The sequence below is a fragment of the Selenomonas sp. ND2010 genome, from assembly GCF_000702005.1.
Lineage (GTDB): Bacteria > Bacillota > Negativicutes > Selenomonadales > Selenomonadaceae > Selenomonas_A.
In genome coordinates, this window is sequence record NZ_JNKI01000017.1 from 51925 (window position 1) to 66951 (window position 15027).

At 49.2% G+C, this 15027-nt stretch carries 15 protein-coding genes, 1 rRNA gene and 1 other annotated feature; of the genes, 2 read left to right on the forward strand and 14 right to left on the reverse strand.

The annotated features are described in order from the left end of the window. Positions 1-11: 11 nt before the first annotated feature. From T504_RS0107900 to ileS, 13 genes are all read right to left on the reverse strand, one after another. Complete coding sequence (locus T504_RS0107900) at positions 12-281, reverse strand: GIY-YIG nuclease family protein (protein ID WP_033170529.1); 270 nt, start codon at positions 279-281, stop codon at positions 12-14. Further along, positions 281-853, reverse strand: a complete 573-nt coding sequence (locus T504_RS0107905; RefSeq protein WP_033170530.1) for a peptidylprolyl isomerase — start codon at positions 851-853, stop codon at positions 281-283. The genes T504_RS0107900 and T504_RS0107905 overlap by 1 nt, the downstream gene beginning before the upstream one ends. Continuing rightward, positions 850-1593 (reverse strand): MBL fold metallo-hydrolase, encoded by a 744-nt coding sequence (locus T504_RS0107910; RefSeq protein WP_369793627.1) that lies wholly within the window; start codon positions 1591-1593, stop codon positions 850-852. The genes T504_RS0107905 and T504_RS0107910 overlap by 4 nt, the downstream gene beginning before the upstream one ends. Continuing rightward, a complete protein-coding gene (locus tag T504_RS0107915) occupies positions 1593-2492 on the reverse strand; it encodes a YitT family protein (protein WP_033170531.1) in 900 nt (299 codons plus the stop codon). The genes T504_RS0107910 and T504_RS0107915 overlap by 1 nt, the downstream gene beginning before the upstream one ends. Then, entirely contained in the window at positions 2489-3145 is a 657-nt protein-coding gene (locus T504_RS0107920) for a hypothetical protein (protein ID WP_051635266.1), read from the reverse strand. Before T504_RS0107920 ends, T504_RS0107915 begins: the two co-directional genes overlap by 4 nt. A 90-nt stretch (positions 3146-3235) precedes the next feature. Continuing rightward, the gene (locus T504_RS0107925) at positions 3236-4468 is read right to left on the reverse strand and encodes an aminopeptidase (RefSeq protein ID WP_033170532.1); all 1233 of its coding nucleotides are present in this window, start codon (positions 4466-4468) and stop codon (positions 3236-3238) included. Further along, positions 4468-4911: a D-aminoacyl-tRNA deacylase gene (gene dtd, locus T504_RS0107930; protein WP_033170533.1), complete on the reverse strand. Its 444-nt coding sequence runs from the start codon at positions 4909-4911 to the stop codon at positions 4468-4470. Before dtd ends, T504_RS0107925 begins: the two co-directional genes overlap by 1 nt. 3 nt (positions 4912-4914) lie before the next feature. Continuing rightward, positions 4915-5883: an alpha/beta hydrolase gene (locus T504_RS0107935; RefSeq protein ID WP_033170534.1), complete on the reverse strand. Its 969-nt coding sequence runs from the start codon at positions 5881-5883 to the stop codon at positions 4915-4917. Between the two features lie 76 nt (positions 5884-5959). Next, positions 5960-7630, reverse strand: a complete 1671-nt coding sequence (locus T504_RS0107940) for a 2-isopropylmalate synthase (RefSeq protein ID WP_369793629.1) — start codon at positions 7628-7630, stop codon at positions 5960-5962. 36 nt (positions 7631-7666) lie between these two features. Then, positions 7667-7909: a binding site (T-box leader), on the reverse strand. A gap of 72 nt (positions 7910-7981) precedes the next feature. Next, positions 7982-8509 carry an acyl-CoA thioesterase gene (locus T504_RS0107945; RefSeq protein ID WP_033170535.1) on the reverse strand — a complete coding sequence of 176 codons (528 nt, stop codon included), beginning with the start codon at positions 8507-8509 and terminating at the stop codon, positions 7982-7984. 198 nt (positions 8510-8707) lie between these two features. Then, positions 8708-9076, reverse strand: coding sequence for a hypothetical protein (locus tag T504_RS0107950; RefSeq protein ID WP_051635267.1), 369 nt, complete (start codon positions 9074-9076; stop codon positions 8708-8710). Between the two features lie 34 nt (positions 9077-9110). After that, positions 9111-9485, reverse strand: coding sequence for a metal-sensing transcriptional repressor (locus T504_RS0107955; protein ID WP_051635268.1), 375 nt, complete (start codon positions 9483-9485; stop codon positions 9111-9113). 132 nt (positions 9486-9617) lie between these two features. Continuing rightward, positions 9618-12752, reverse strand: a complete 3135-nt coding sequence (gene ileS, locus T504_RS0107960) for an isoleucine--tRNA ligase (RefSeq protein ID WP_033170536.1) — start codon at positions 12750-12752, stop codon at positions 9618-9620. A 411-nt stretch (positions 12753-13163) separates the two neighbouring features. Here ileS and lgt point away from each other — a divergent pair, with 411 nt between their 5' ends. Both lgt and speD read left to right on the forward strand, forming a co-directional pair. Next, the gene (lgt, locus tag T504_RS0107965) at positions 13164-13952 is read left to right on the forward strand and encodes a prolipoprotein diacylglyceryl transferase (RefSeq protein ID WP_033170537.1); all 789 of its coding nucleotides are present in this window, start codon (positions 13164-13166) and stop codon (positions 13950-13952) included. A 67-nt stretch (positions 13953-14019) separates the two neighbouring features. Then, entirely contained in the window at positions 14020-14478 is a 459-nt protein-coding gene (gene speD / locus T504_RS0107970) for an adenosylmethionine decarboxylase (RefSeq protein WP_033170538.1), read from the forward strand. Between the two features lie 267 nt (positions 14479-14745). On the opposite strand, the gene T504_RS0107975 is transcribed toward speD, so the two are convergent. After that, positions 14746-15027: ribosomal RNA gene (locus tag T504_RS0107975) — 23S ribosomal RNA — on the reverse strand; the annotation flags it as partial.

Sequence of the window (15027 nt, forward strand, 5' to 3'; positions counted from 1 at the left end):
TCCATAGTAACTTATTTATTATAATTTTTTTTTGAATCCTTGTCAATGAGAGCCAGCTTCTGCGCTCGCGTGAGCTGTTTAATCTGCCACTCACGGCTCTGTGCCGCCTGCTTGTCCGCAAAGGTCTCGAAATAGACAAGACGCACAGGCAGGCGCGAGCGCGTATACTTCGCGCCCTGCCCAGCATTGTGCGTCTTCACCCGTTTCCCGAGATCATTGGTCCAGCCGGTATAGAGGCTGCCGTCCCCACACTCAAGGATATAGGTGTAGGCCTCAGCCATTATTCTGCTTCTTTGATGGTAACCTTTTCCATCACTACGTCATGAATCGGACGATCCTGGAAACCAGTCTGCGTGTGTCCGATATCACGAACGACATCCATGCCCTTTACGACTTTGCCGAAAATCGTATGATGGTTGTTGAGCCACGGCGTCTTATCAAGCGTGATGAAGAACTGGCTGCCGCCCGTGTGCGGCATGCCCGTATTAGCCATAGCCAGGATGCCCTCGCTATCGAACTTCAAGTCATCACGGAACTCATCTTCAATCGTATATCCTGGGCCACCCGTACCAAGGCCATCCGGGTCGCCCCCCTGAATCATAAAGCCATCGATAACGCGATGGAAAATAACGCCATCATAGAAGCCCTTCTGCGCAAGATCGATGAAGTTTTTCGTCGTAATCGGCGTCTTATCCTCAAAGAGCTCGATTTCAATCGTTCCTTTATTCGTCTGGATTACTGCAATGCGATTAGCCACTTTTTTCGTTCCTCCATTATCTGAGCCATCCGCAGCCAGGCACCCACCCGTGAGTACCATCGTCACTGCGAGCAGCAAAATCATTATCTTCTTCATTTTACCGTAATACCTCCAGTCATTTCAACCAGTTTTTTCTCTCCGGGCGTAACCGGCGACCACACAGGAAACCGCTTTCCCGCTGGGAAAAATTCTGCCCCCGGCTTCCAACCAGACTTTTCCAGATCATGCATGGTAATCAGTGCACCAATATCCGTCACCCGGATAAACTCGCGCACCCCTTTATCTTGCATGGAGCCCAGGCGGCCATCTACGGGGAAAAACGCCAAATCAGCCTTCATCCCCACCAGCTGCTTTAACTGCTTGCGAAAAGCATTCTCCGCCAGCTTGCGATTCTCTGCCGTCTCGCCAGTCCAATCCCACCAGTTGAAGTCACCGGCATGGAAAATACTCTTGCCGGTCTTTTTGTCTGTGACCCGGAACGCCACCCCAACATCCGTTGAATCATACGATTCGACCTTTAAGCATTCGTCTTCCCACTGCTCATAAGGCCGCATATAGGTGACCTTTTCCTGCGGAAACCTCCGGCCGCGTTTTGTCCGCCTTATATCATAGCCGAATATATAACGGCAAGCCGCCTGCTGATAATTTAGGATATGTTCATCGAAATGGTCGAAATGCGCATGCGAAGCAAAGAAGTAAACGGCCTCATAGTCGTTTTTCGCCAGGGTCTGTCCAACGATATCCTGGGAATCCTCAAAATCGTCAAACACCAAAAGCAAGTTGCCCATGTCCACCAAAAACCCGCTATTTAAAAGATACGTAACCGCAATCTCCACTAAGTATCCTTCCCTTCATAACGCTTGATGACATTGCCCACGCGTATACCTGGAGAACTGAACCCTCGTCCCATGACTTCATTCGCCGACATGATAATCATAAACGCATCGCTGTCGATGGCATTAGCAATCATCTTGATTTTCGCCACCTGCGTAAGCGTCACGACCACAAAGACCACATTGCGTTCCCGCCGCGTAAAAGCGCCCTGTCCGTGTAGGAACGTAACCCCACGGCCGACCTCCATGATGGCCTCAGCGATATGCTCGGACTGATTCGAAACGATCAATACCGCCTTGCGGCTGTTGAAACCGGCGATAACCTTATCGGTAACCATCGCATTCATGTACATGCAGATAAGCGTAAACATCGCGGGAGCAACGCCAAAGAGAAAACCAGCCACCAACATAATCAGACAGTTGAACCCAAAGATTACGCCGCCCATGTTGAGGGAATAATACTTTTTCACGATAGCACCGATGATATCAAAACCGCCCGTACTACCGTTCATGCGAAATACGATACCATAGCCAATGCCGTTAAACACGCCGCCAAAAATCGCCGCCAGCATGATGTCATTGACTGGTGCATAGGCGTTTAAACATCGCGTGAAGTCCAGGCAAAACGAAAATATCGCCGTGCCAATGATAACATCAAAGGTATAGCCACGTCCCAAGGTCTTCCAGGCCGCCGCCAAAAGTGGCAGATTATAGGCAAACGTCTGCAAGCCGATGGGGAGATGCGCCAAATAGTAAACAATAATTGCAATGCCCGTCGCACCGCCGGTCAGCAAATGCGAGGGAACCAGGAACAGATTGATGGAGCAGCTGGCAATCAAGCACCCCAGCGTAATGCCTGCATAACGAAGCAGGCGATGTTCCAGCATCCGCAGCTGAATCATTCGGTCAAACCTCCCAGTCTGATTGGCTTATCTTCCGGCATTGCCGACATATCAATTTCCTTCTCACTAGGAATAAACCAAACGCTCTTCTGCTCCTTCTCGCGGAAGAGTTCCGGTTTGCGTATCATGAGTTCCTGCCGCTCAACATCATCGAGGGGAAGTGCCGTAATACGCATGACCATCAGCGAGTTGTCCTCCGTATTCATCTGCAGCATCAAGTGCTGGAATCGATCTTTGGGATTATCATAAACATAGAATTTATTCCCATCAATCCGCCGTGGTTTCTTTACGCCGTAGGTCTGCTGAATCCAGGCTGACGTGGCCCCATAACGAACGCCATTGCGCGCCTCATACTTCTTGTTCTTGATAGTAATATCCACCACCTTACCGGTACTTACGGCAAAGCCAACGGTAAACTCCCCGTTAAAGTCACATTCCTTCACCAAAATCCCCGAAATGCGAACCGTGCGGTCATAGATGGGGGTGCCAAACGCTGCGATTACTTTGTCATCCTCATCCCCCAAGGTGACCGTATTGCAGACAAAATCTTCTTCCAGCAATTTTGCCTGAGCCCCTGCTGCCCCGGTCCATGCCAGCAGTAAAGTAAACACCAGCGCCCCAAAAACGCCAGCTGAAAACCATTTTTGTTTCATAACAGCCTCTTTCCCTGCGCCATAGCACAGTTTTTCGTGATAAGTTCGGCCACTATTATACCGTATTCATGGGAAAATCGCTACATCTCTTCAAAACGCAAAATTGCCGTTCTGGAATACCGGAATCTTTTCCCCGGCTTTCGTTGTCCCGACGATTTCCAAGTCACGCGTGCCAATCATAAAATCTTCATGCAATAGCGAATCGTTGACACCATGCTGCAAAAGCGTCACACTGTCCATCGCCTCTCCTCCCTTGATGCAGGTCGGATAAGCCTTGCCCAATGCCAAATGGCAGGAAGCATTTTCATCAAAGAGGGTATTGTAAAACAGGATACCGCTCTTGGAAATTGGCGAATCATACGGTACCAGGGCCACTTCTCCCAAATAACGTGCGCCCTCATCCGTTTCGAGCAAGCCCTTTAGAATTTTTTCGCCCTTTTCCGCCGAATAAGCCACGACCTTGCCATCCTGGAAAGTCAGTTTGAATCCCTCAATCAAATTGCCATTGAAATTGAGTGGTTTTGCCGCCACGACCGTGCCGTTGACACCATCCCGCTTCGGCAAGGTATAGACCTCCTCGGTCGGCATATTGGCAGCGAACGCAACGCCCAATTCGGAAAGCTCTGCACCGCCCGCCCAAATATGGCCTTCCGGCAGCTCAATGGTAAGATCTGTGCCCAGGCTGTTGGTATAGTGAAGCGAAACAAAATCATGGTCATTTAGGAATTTTGCTGCCTTCTGCAGAAAAGCGATATGCTCCTGCCAAGCTGCCACCGGGTCTTTATCTGCGTCGATACGAACAGTCTGGAAGATGGCCTTCCAGAGTTTTGCCACCGCCTCTTCTTTCGGACAATCTGGAAATACTTTCGTCGCCCAGCTTTCCGTCGGTACGGAAACCACACACCAGGTATTGCGGTTATTCATCAACCGGGAACGATATTCGAGCAGCGCAGCTCCGGCAGCCTGCTGAGAAAGTTTCAGTTTTTCTGGCTCAATGTCGTTAAATATCTCCGGATCTCGTGCCGCAATCGAAACGAAGGCCGCGCCCTGCTCCGCATAATCCATGTAAAACTTTTGACGCCATTCGGGAAACTCCGTAAATAGTTCCTTTTGACCATGCTGATAACGAATATGCGCCAACAACTCATCGCCCCAGCTTACTACGACATCATGAGCACCGGCCAGGAAAGCCTCCTCGGCAATGCTGCGGGCAAATTCGGCACATTCAATCGGAGAATTGATGACGAGGAGCTGGTCCTTTTGCAGATTCACGCCAACCTTTACAACTAACTTTGCATATTTTTTCAACAAAACGTTTTCCATTACATGTCCTCCGTATCAAAAAGCAGGGTTACAGGACCATCATTAACCGATTCCACCTGCATATCTGCCCCAAATTCTCCCTGTTCGACAGCAAATCCCCTATCCCGTAATTCCTGCATAAACTGTTCATAAAGCACCTGGGCTAGTTCTGGTTTCGCCGCGTGACTAAAACCTGGGCGGCGTTTTTTCAAATCCGCATACAAGGTAAATTGGGAAACTATTAAAAACGCCCCCCCAACCTGCTGAATGCTCAAATTCATCTTGCCAGCCTCATCGGAAAACACCCTTACATTGGCGATTTTCTCCGCCAGCCGGGCACAGATCTCTGGCGTATCCTCGGGACCGACTCCCAACAAGACCAAAAAGCCCTGCTCGATCGCACCATTTACTTTTCCCTCAATCCTCACCGACGCCGATTTTACTCGCGTGACCACAGCCTTCATACTTTACTCCTTTGTTTCCATATAGGGTTTCACAAAATCATTAACCGTCTTGAAATACTTTTCCTGCTCTTTCTGGGATGCGATAGCGTGAACAGCTCCATCGATAATCAAAAGCTTTTTCGGCGTCTCCGCCTGCTCGTATAGCTCCTCTGCCATAGACACTGGCACCAATGGGTCTTTCGAGCCATGGATAAAGAGAATCGGCAGCTTGGATTTTTTAACTGCCGCGACTGGTTCTGCCTCCCGCAGGCTGAAACCAGCCACCTTTTGACAGCGCCAATCCAAAAGCTGCATAGCCGGAAAAGCTGGCAGCCCAAAAGACTCTGTTATCTGATGCACTAGCAAATCAAACGCACTGGTATATCCGCAGTCTTCGACACAGGCAACTGCCTGCGTGGGCAAATCCTCTCGAGCGGCGGCCATCATAACCGAAGCTGCCCCCATCGATACTCCATGCAGCACAATCTTTGCCTGCGGATGACGCTGCGCTACGAGCCTTGCCCAAGCGGCAATATCTTCGCTTTCTCTGCAGCCCATCGTCAAGAACCTACCTTCACTATCTCCCGATGCTCTAAGATCCGGCGTCAACACATGATACCCCATCATGAGATAATTCTCCGCGATATACCAGGAATTCTGCTGCGTACAGCCATAACCATGGACAACGATAACCCAACGGTCGCTATCCGTGTCCGGCATAAAATGCGTAGCGGTCTGTCTAAGGCCATCCGCAGAAGTCATGTGCCAGGTTTCATCGGTATAGTCCGGCTTATTGAACCGCCGTGCCTCAGGTGGCATCAATAACGCATACGCCCTTGGCGGTTCCTGCGGATTATCCGCCGTACCGCGTTCCAAACCAAAATGAACGGCATAATTGCCAATAAAATATCCTGTCCCCATGACGAAGGCCGTCACAGCAACGATTATCGTAATAACCGCTGTCAGGAGACAGGATAAGAGAAGCTTCTTCATGGAATCACCCTTTTATTTATCACACCAAACAAAATGCGATTCCATTATAACATCTTTTTCCTAGAAAAGTATGAAATTATTTCCCAGCCTTCATACGGTTGATCGCGCTGAATAGTGCCTGAATGGATGCCGTGATGATATCCGTGTCCATGCCAGCGCCCCAAGTGATGTGACCATTCTCCGCAGTAATGCCGATATACGCCATAGCCCGGGAATTCTGGCCAACCTCCATAGCATGCTCACTGTACGTCAAATCTTTGTAGACGATTCCCAGATTTTTCTGCAGGGCATTTGAAACAGCGTCCAGGCGGCCATTACCACGTGCCTCAAACGAGACTTCCTTCCCATCGACCTTGAGGTCGACCGTACCAGAACGCGTTCCATCTGGTTCTTTTTTGAGCAGGAAATCCACTAACTCATAAGGCTCCACGATGTTGACATACTCGTTCTGGAAAATCTGGAAAATTTCATCCGGCATGAGTTCTTTGTGTTTGTGGTCGGATACACTCTTAACGCAGTAACCAAAATCCTCACGCATCTTCTTCGGCATCTCGATCCCATATTTCTGCTCCATAATAAAGCCGACACCGCCCTTACCGGACTGGCTGTTGATGCGAATAACATCGCCGTCGTATTCACGGCCAACATCTTTCGGATCGATATAGAGATAAGGAAGCGTCCATTTATCCGGATTCTTTTCCTCTTTCCACTTCATGCCTTTCGCGATAGCATCCTGATGCGAACCGGAGAACGCGGCAAAGACCAATTTCCCCGCATAGGGCTGACGATAACTGACCTCCATGCGCGTGAGACGCTCGTAAGTATCCACCAACTCTGACATGTTCGAAAAATCAAGTTCCGGATCGACTCCCAAAGCAAACATATTCATGCCTACGGTCACAATATCCACGTTACCCGTACGCTCACCATTGCCAAAGAGCGTTCCCTCCACGCGATCCGCACCTGCCAGGATTCCCATCTCCGTATCAGCCACACCACAGCCGCGGTCATTATGCGGATGCAGCGACAGGACGACATTATCACGATATTTTAGATGCTTATTCATATACGCAACCTGCATCGCATAGACATGCGGCATGCTCATTTCGACGGTAACCGGCAGATTGATGATTGCCTTGCGGTCAGCAGTTGGTTGCCAGACATCGAGCACGGCATTGCAAACCTCCAGAGCATATTCCGGCTCTGTTCCCGTAAACGATTCCGGTGAATACTCAAAGCGATAATTTTCCCCAGCTTCCTCGGTAAGCTGCTGCAAAAGTTTTGCTCCATCGACCGCTATCTGCTTGATTTCTTCTTTTGATTTACGGAATACCTGCTGACGTTGGGCTACCGAAGTAGAGTTATAGACATGAACGATGGCATTTTTGACGCCTTTCAAGGCTTCAAAAGTCTTACGAATGATATGTTCACGAGCCTGCGTGAGTACCTGAATCGTCACATCATCAGGAATCAGATTCTCCTCAACCAACCGGCGCAAAAATTCGTACTCCGTCTCCGATGCTGCCGGGAACCCGACCTCGATTTCCTTGAATCCGACTTTGATGAGCATCTTATAGAATTCCAGCTTTTCTTCGAGGTTCATCGGCGTGATGAGCGCCTGATTGCCATCACGCATATCCACGCTGCACCAGATTGGCGCATGATCTGGTGCATCCTTTTTCGCCCATTCGAGATCAATCTCTGGCGGCAGAAAATAACCTTTGCTGTACTTCTGATAATTCATCATCTGCGAATCCCTCCTAAAAATAAAAGCCTTTCATCTCTAAGAGACGAAAGGCTAGCTTACGTGTTACCACTCCAATTCGTGCCTATCGGCACCTCATACAGACTCTATCAAGTCCTCCTGTTCGATAACGGTCAGGAACCGTTCCGGTCTACTCGCCCCTACCGGGCTTTCAGCGGACTGCTTCAAGGTGAGTTCCGCATTCATCCACTATTGTCTTTCACCAACCGACAACTCTCTGAAGTCATCCGAATACGTACTATTCCTCTGCTATGCATTTCTCTGTGTTGCATACTACAATATCACAATAAAATACATTTTGCAAGCATTTACGTGTTAAACTGTAAACTTTTTTTATTTTTTATGACTGTCCTCCGGTACTCTCGGAGATTTCTTCGCCGCCAGACGGGCATTTTCCTTCTCGCGCTGGATTCTTTTGCGCTCTTTGTGTGCCTCGTAACGACGACGCCCATCTTCAAAAGCCCGCTTGGCCTCCTCCGTGTCGAGAATCAACGGCGGAACGGATTTGGGACGCGCATTGCGATCCAACGCTACCATCGTGAAATAGGCCGTCAGTGCACGCTGCGGTTTTCCCTCCTGCTCCAGGTCCTCCACATCCACATTGACTGCTATCTCCATAGAACTATGCCCCACAAAAACGATTTCCGCAGAACACGTCACCAAATCGCCAATCAGGATAGGCAGATGAAACTCCAGCTCGTCAACACGAGCCGTAACTACATTGGAACGAGCATACCGGCGAGCTGCCGCATAAGCCGTTGAATCCATCATTTTCATGATTTCCCCGCCATGGACATTGCCATTCGGATTCGCCTGACTCGGCATCATTACCTGACTGATTACGATTTTATTCTGTGCCATAAATGGGACCTCCTAGGAAATGACTTCCATACGTTTGAATTATAATTATATTGTATCACGTATTAATATGAAAATATATTTTTTTTATCAATATACGCCATCAACAACCATTCAAGCATAGCGGATTTTCCAAATTTTTACCGTAACATGTATCACAAAACAAAAGGCATTCTTCCTTTAGAAGAATGCCCCTTGCAATCAATCCCCTACACTTTTGCGAATGGCATCACAAGTTTCACGATAAATTGCTCCTACTAATTCCGCCAGCTTTTGGATTTCCGCGCTGTCTTGGGTGGTGCGAATGGCCTGTACCGTATCATCGGCCGCCCGGAATAATTTCATCAAACTCAAATTGCCGGCGGTTCCCTTCAACGTATGAACACTCTTTTCCGCCATAGCCATATCCTGAACCGATAAACTAGTAACAAACTCTTCATAGGAACCGTCATTAAGGAACTTTGACAGGAACTTATGATAAAGCGCCACATTTCCCATAAAACGCTCTAAGCCTTTGTCGTAATCTACTCCAGCCTGTTCAAGCGTTGCTTTTATCTGAAGTTGCTCCATATATTTGCCCTCCTCCCGCGACCCGTTCCCTCTTTTATTTCAAGAACTGGTCAATCGCCTTGTTCAACTGCTCAAGAGCTTCTTTATCATTATCCCGTACCGCATCGACTACACAATGCTCCATATGGTCTTTGAGGATAATCTTGCTTACGCCATTGATAGCACTGCGTACTGCAGACAGCTGCACGAGGACTTCACTGCAATCTCTACCATCTTCTACCATACGCTTGATTGCTTCTAGATGACCAATAAGCCGAGACATGCGGTTCAACACCGCCTTGGTCTGGGTATGGCTATGCTGATGGCCGTGGGTATGTCGAATAATGGACCCATCTGCCAATTGATGAGTGTGTTCATGTTCATGCTCGTGTCCCTGCTGCTTATCAACTGTTTCAATTTTTTCCTCCATGAACCGCCCTCCTCGATTAGAATCTTTTTTATCTATTCTTTTTTTTATGCAATTTTCCTGCCAGCAAGTAAATAATTCTATAAGAAAAACCTTCTCGCAAGCGGAGAAGGTTTTTCCATTCAACAGGAACAATTATTTCACAGCAATCGTAAGCGACTCACCATTAATGTTCCATTCTTTTTCTGTTCCTTCAAGGCTCCCATAGCATACGGCATCAGCAAGCGTAATATCCTTAAGATATTGCTCGTTTTTCTTGACAATTGCTTCGAGCTTTTCGTTGCCGCTGAGGCTGACCGTGATATGGTCTGTAACCTCAAAGCCATTTTCCTTGCGCATGGTCTGGACCTTGCTGATGATCTCACGGACGAAACCTTCCTCAAGCAGTTCCTCCGTAAGAGTCGTATCGAGTGCAATCGTCACACCATTGTAGCGCTGGCAGTTGAAGCCCTCTTTCTGGGCCATCGAGACCTCGACGTCCTCCGGCGTTAGCGTGACTTCCCCGCTGGCCAGCGACAGCTTGAGCGTGCCCGTGCTGTCAAGCTCAGCCTTGGCCTTCGAACCGTTGAGCTTGCCGAGGGCAGCCTTGATCTCGCCGATCTGCTTGCCGACCTTCGGTCCGAGTACACGGAACTGCGGCTTGAAGCTATAGGAGAGGTATTCCTCCATGTCTTCCTTGAAGGTCACAGCCTTGACATTGAGCTCGTCTTCGACGATCTTCTTGAAGAACTCCGGCAGCTCGCGCTCTGCATGTACGAACATGTTGGCCACCGGCTGGCGGTTCTTGATGTTCGTCTCGTTGCGGGAGGCACGGCCCAGGACGACGATCTCGAGTACGAGTTCCATGTTGGCCTCGAGCTCTTCATCGATCCAAGCCTCATTAGCCACCGGGAAGTCTGCCAGATGTACGGACTCCGGTGCCTGCTTGTCAATGCTGCAGACGAGGTTGCGGTAGATGGACTCCGTGATGAACGGAACCATCGGTGCTGCCGTCTTGGCCGTCGTGACCAGCGCCGTCCAGAGCGTCATATAGGCATTGATCTTATCCTGCTCCATGCCCTTAGCCCAGAAACGGCTGCGGCTGCCGCGGACATACCAGTTGGAAAGCTGGTCGACAAAATCCTGCAGAGCCTTGGCGGCCTCGGTTACGCGGTAATTGGACAGGTCGTTGTCGACTTCCTTGACCATCGTGTTGAGGCGCGACAGTACCCACTTATCCATGACGCTGAGCTTATCGTAGTCCAGCGTGTATTTCGTTGCATCGAACTGGTCGATATTCGCATAGAGCACGAAGAAAGCATAGGTATTCCAGAGCGTGCCCATGAATTTGCGCTGGCCTTCCTGCACCGCATCATCATGGAAGCGGTTCGGCAGCCACGGAGCACTGTTCTCATAGAAATACCAGCGGATGGCATCGGCACCATGCTGGCGCAGTGCATCCATCGGATCGACGGCATTGCCCTTCGACTTGCTCATCTTGCGGCCATCCTTATCCTGGACATGGCCAAGGACGATGACATTCTTGTACGGTGCCTTGTGGAACAGCAGCGTCGAGATAGCCATGAGCGAGTAGAACCAGCCACGCGTCTGGTCAACAGCCTCAGAGATGAAGTCCGCCGGGAAGCGCTTCTCGAAGATGTCCTTGTTCTCGAACGGATAATGCCACTGGGCAAACGGCATCGAACCCGAGTCGAACCAGCAGTCGATGACCTCAGAGACGCGATGCATCTCCTTGCCGCACTGCGGGCATTTGATGGTTACCTTATCGATGAACGGACGATGGAGCTCGATTTCCTCGGGGCAGTTGTCCGACATGGACTTGAGCTCCTCGATGGAACCGATCGTATGCTGATGGCCGCATTCGCACTCCCAGACCGGCAGCGGCGTACCCCAATAGCGGTTGCGGGACAGGCCCCAATCCTGTACATGCTCGAGCCAGTCGCCGAAACGGCCCTTGCCGATGGATTTCGGGATCCAGTTGACCGTGTTGTTGTTAGCGACGAGTTCGTCTTTGACATCGGTCATCTTGATGAACCAGGTCGAACGCGCATAATAGAGCAGCGGCGTATCGCAGCGCCAGCAGTGCGGGTAGCTGTGCGTAAACTCTGGTGCCTTGAAGAGCAGGCCCTTCTTCTCCAAATCCTCGAGAATCATCGGATCTGCCTTCTTGACAAATACGCCAGCCCAATCCGTCTCTTCCGTAAGTTCCCCCTTGCCATTGACGAGGTTGACAAACGCGATATTGTACTTCTGGCAGACGCGGTTATCGTCTTCACCAAAGGCCGGAGCCAGATGAACGATACCCGTACCATCTTCAGTCGTGACATAATCATCGCAGGTCACGATATGGGCCTTTTTGCCTGGCTGCTTGGCAACAGCTGCATTGGCAAACGGATAAAGCGGCTCATACGCGCGGCCTTCAAGCTCCTGGCCCTTGAATTTTTCAAGGACTTCACGCTCACCCTCAACGCCTTCAAATACTTTTTCCACCAGCGCCTCGGCGAGGATGTAATCTTTGCCATTGACGCGCAGTTTCACATAGTCTACGGCCGGATTTACGCAAAGCGCGAGGTTCGACGGAAGCGTCCACGGCGTCGTCGTCCAGGCGAGGAAGAACGTGTTCTCCTCATCCTTTACCTTGAACGTAACCATCGCCGAACGCTCAGTGACATCTTTATAGCCCTGAGCTACCTCATGGCTCGACAGCGGGGTGCCGCAGCGCGGACAGTACGGTACAACCTTATAGCCCTTATACAGGAGACCCTTGTTCCAGATTTCCTTGAGTGCCCACCACTCGGACTCAATGAAGTTGTTCTCGTAAGTGATATACGGATTATCCATATCCGCCCAGAAACCGACGACATCGGAAAATTCTTCCCACATGCCTTTGTACTTCCAAACCGACTCACGGCACTTTTTGATAAACGGTTCAATGCCATACTCTTCAATCTGCTCCTTGCCGTTGATGCCGACAGCCTTCTCAACTTCGAGCTCAACCGGCAGGCCATGCGTATCCCAACCAGCCTTGCGCAGGACTTTCTTGCCCTTCATGGACTGGAAACGCGGCAGCATGTCCTTGATGACGCGCGTCAGCACATGGCCGATATGCGGTTTGCCGTTAGCCGTCGGCGGGCCATCATAGAACGTAAACGTATCGCAGCCTTCACGCTGATCGATAGCTTTCTGGGCGATGTTGTTGTCTTTCCAGAACTTCAGGACTTCCTGCTCGCGTTCCACGAAGTTCAGGTTTGTGTCTACCTTACTATACAAAGCGGATTCCTCCTCACAATAGAAAAAGCCTGCATCCCAAAACAGGATGCAGGCTGTAATACCTACACGAAAACCACCTATTTTTCACGTACCATCATACGCTATTCCGTAACGGGGAATACCGGCCCGGCCTACTCGTCATCTTTCAGCCTGCTGCTCCGAAGTGATTTTCCGCTTTCCGTACTCGCTCCCGGCTCTCACCTGCCCCGGTTCGCTTCCGCTTTCGGTAAAAGCATACTCTCTTCATCGACGCATTTACATGTTAACATGACATATTTTACCATAGGCGCGCACATATTTCAAATGATATTTTCTCCAGTGGAATAAAAATACTTCCCATCGCCTTTGGCAAAATGGGAAATATGGCGGTATAATGGATTGTGAATTTAAGATTTTTTCAGGAGGCTATTCATGCATCAGTATTTGTTCTTTATTGGCGATTTCCCCGTTCGCGCTTACGGACTAGTCTTGTCGCTTTCCATTATATTAGCTACGGGCGTCGGCTATTTCCTCGTAAAAAAAGAAGGCCGCGGGGAAGAGACCTATCTGGTAGACCTTGGCATATATTGCGGCATTGCCGGCCTTATCGGTGCTAGACTATGGGATGTATTCTTCTTCGATTGGGATTATTACAGCCATCACCTCACCGAATTATTTAACGTTTGGCAAGGTGGCATGGCCATCCAGGGCGGTATTTTTCTCGGCGTGTTGGCCGGTATTTTCTACTGCCGCCATCATAAGCTCGATACGGTCCGGCTCATGGATGTATTAGCCCCGGCTATCATCTTGGGACAGGCACTTGGTCGCTGTGCCAATCTCTTAAATGGCGATGCCTTTGGTGCACCTACCGGCGGATCCTTTGGAATCGTATATCCTGCCACTACTTTGGCCGCTCATACCTATGGTACCCAGCCCCTTTGGCCCGCTGAAATTTGGGAAGGGCAGCTCGATATGGTCATCTTTGCCTTACTGTTGATGTTCCGCTGTACCAATCATGCCAAAGGACAGTGTTTCGCACTCTACGTCATGCTATATAGTGCAGCTCGATTCGGTTTGGAATTTCTACGTGGCGATTACGCAGAAAAAGTTTTGGCATTCATGACTAGTGCGCAAACCACCAGCTTCTTCGCCTTTACCATAGCGTTTCTCATCTTTCTGTATTTGGGATGGAGAAAAACCTCTTCCTCCCCAAATACTTGACGGTCATCGATACGATAAACTATAATATAACTAAGTATGTATTGACAAAAAAGGAGCGAAATTTATAGTGAAAATCTTAGCCCGTCATTTAACGGCCGATTTGTTCAACTGCAAAAACAATAAACTTACTGATATAGAACTCATCAAAACTACACTCGACGATGCCCTTGCTGACAACAATCTCAAGGTTATTGATTCGAAGATCCAACAACTAAGCGAAGACCATTATCTGCTTATTGCAATCCTTCCCGAGGGTCACATCACGCTTCATATCTATGCCGACCTTAAATATGTTGCCTTAGATATTTTCCTCTGCCAGGAAGATGCCGAGCCAGATAAACTATCTAAAGAAATTCGCAACTTCTTTAAGCCGGATAAAACGAAAACTACTGTTTTGAAACGCGGCAATTTTGGCAACGCCAAAGACATTAAGCCAAAAGTCAAAACCAAAGTTGCTCCCCTGCGTAAGATTCACAACACGGGCGCCAAGGTCATCCGCATCCTAGCGAGAAGAAATCATCAATAAGATATTTATGAAAAAACAGCTAACGCATTACGCGATAGCTGTTTTTATTTTACGATTCCTGATATATATACAAAAAATATACCAAAAAAGCGAGCCAAAAGCTCGCCTGATAGTCATTATGTCCACTCAAAACTATACAGAAGTTAAAATGTATCACGAACATTTCTTTTTAAAGGAAACTCACTCGCTCCACTTTCGTTTCGCTCGGAGTAAGCGACTCATACAAATCTGTGCGTCACTTCGTTCCTTCATCTTTGATTCGCTGCTTAAGTTAAGCCCTCGACTTATTAGTATTGGTCCGCTGCATGCCTTACAGCACTTCCACTCCCAACCTATCTACCTTGTCTTCTTCAAGGAGTCTTACTAGATTAACTCTATGAGATACTTCATCTCGAGACGGGCTTCACGCTTAGATGCTTTCAGCGTTTATCCCTTCCGGACGCAGCTACCCAGCTATGCTTCTGGCGAAACAACTGGTACACCGGCGGTCCGTCCACTCCGGTCCTCTCGTACTAGGAGCAGCCTCTCTCATGTATCTTACGCCCGCGA

Excerpts from the sequence above, each read along its gene's own strand:
- T504_RS0107935 (WP_033170534.1), bottom strand. The coding sequence starts at position 5,883 with ATGAAGAAGCTTCTCTTATCCTGTCTCCTGACAGCGGTTATTACGATA.
- T504_RS0107920 (WP_051635266.1), bottom strand. The coding sequence starts at position 3,145 with ATGAAACAAAAATGGTTTTCAGCTGGCGTTTTTGGGGCGCTGGTGTTT.
- lgt (WP_033170537.1), top strand. The coding sequence starts at position 13,164 with ATGCATCAGTATTTGTTCTTTATTGGCGATTTCCCCGTTCGCGCTTAC.
- T504_RS0107915 (WP_033170531.1), bottom strand. The coding sequence starts at position 2,492 with ATGATTCAGCTGCGGATGCTGGAACATCGCCTGCTTCGTTATGCAGGC.
- T504_RS0107940 (WP_369793629.1), bottom strand. The coding sequence starts at position 7,630 with ATGATGAATTATCAGAAGTACAGCAAAGGTTATTTTCTGCCGCCAGAG.
- T504_RS0107925 (WP_033170532.1), bottom strand. The coding sequence starts at position 4,468 with ATGGAAAACGTTTTGTTGAAAAAATATGCAAAGTTAGTTGTAAAGGTT.
- T504_RS0107945 (WP_033170535.1), bottom strand. The coding sequence starts at position 8,509 with ATGGCACAGAATAAAATCGTAATCAGTCAGGTAATGATGCCGAGTCAG.
- dtd (WP_033170533.1), bottom strand. The coding sequence starts at position 4,911 with ATGAAGGCTGTGGTCACGCGAGTAAAATCGGCGTCGGTGAGGATTGAG.
- T504_RS0107950 (WP_051635267.1), bottom strand. The coding sequence starts at position 9,076 with ATGGAGCAACTTCAGATAAAAGCAACGCTTGAACAGGCTGGAGTAGAT.
- T504_RS0107905 (WP_033170530.1), bottom strand. The coding sequence starts at position 853 with ATGAAGAAGATAATGATTTTGCTGCTCGCAGTGACGATGGTACTCACG.
- T504_RS0107900 (WP_033170529.1), bottom strand. The coding sequence starts at position 281 with ATGGCTGAGGCCTACACCTATATCCTTGAGTGTGGGGACGGCAGCCTC.
- T504_RS0107955 (WP_051635268.1), bottom strand. The coding sequence starts at position 9,485 with ATGGAGGAAAAAATTGAAACAGTTGATAAGCAGCAGGGACACGAGCAT.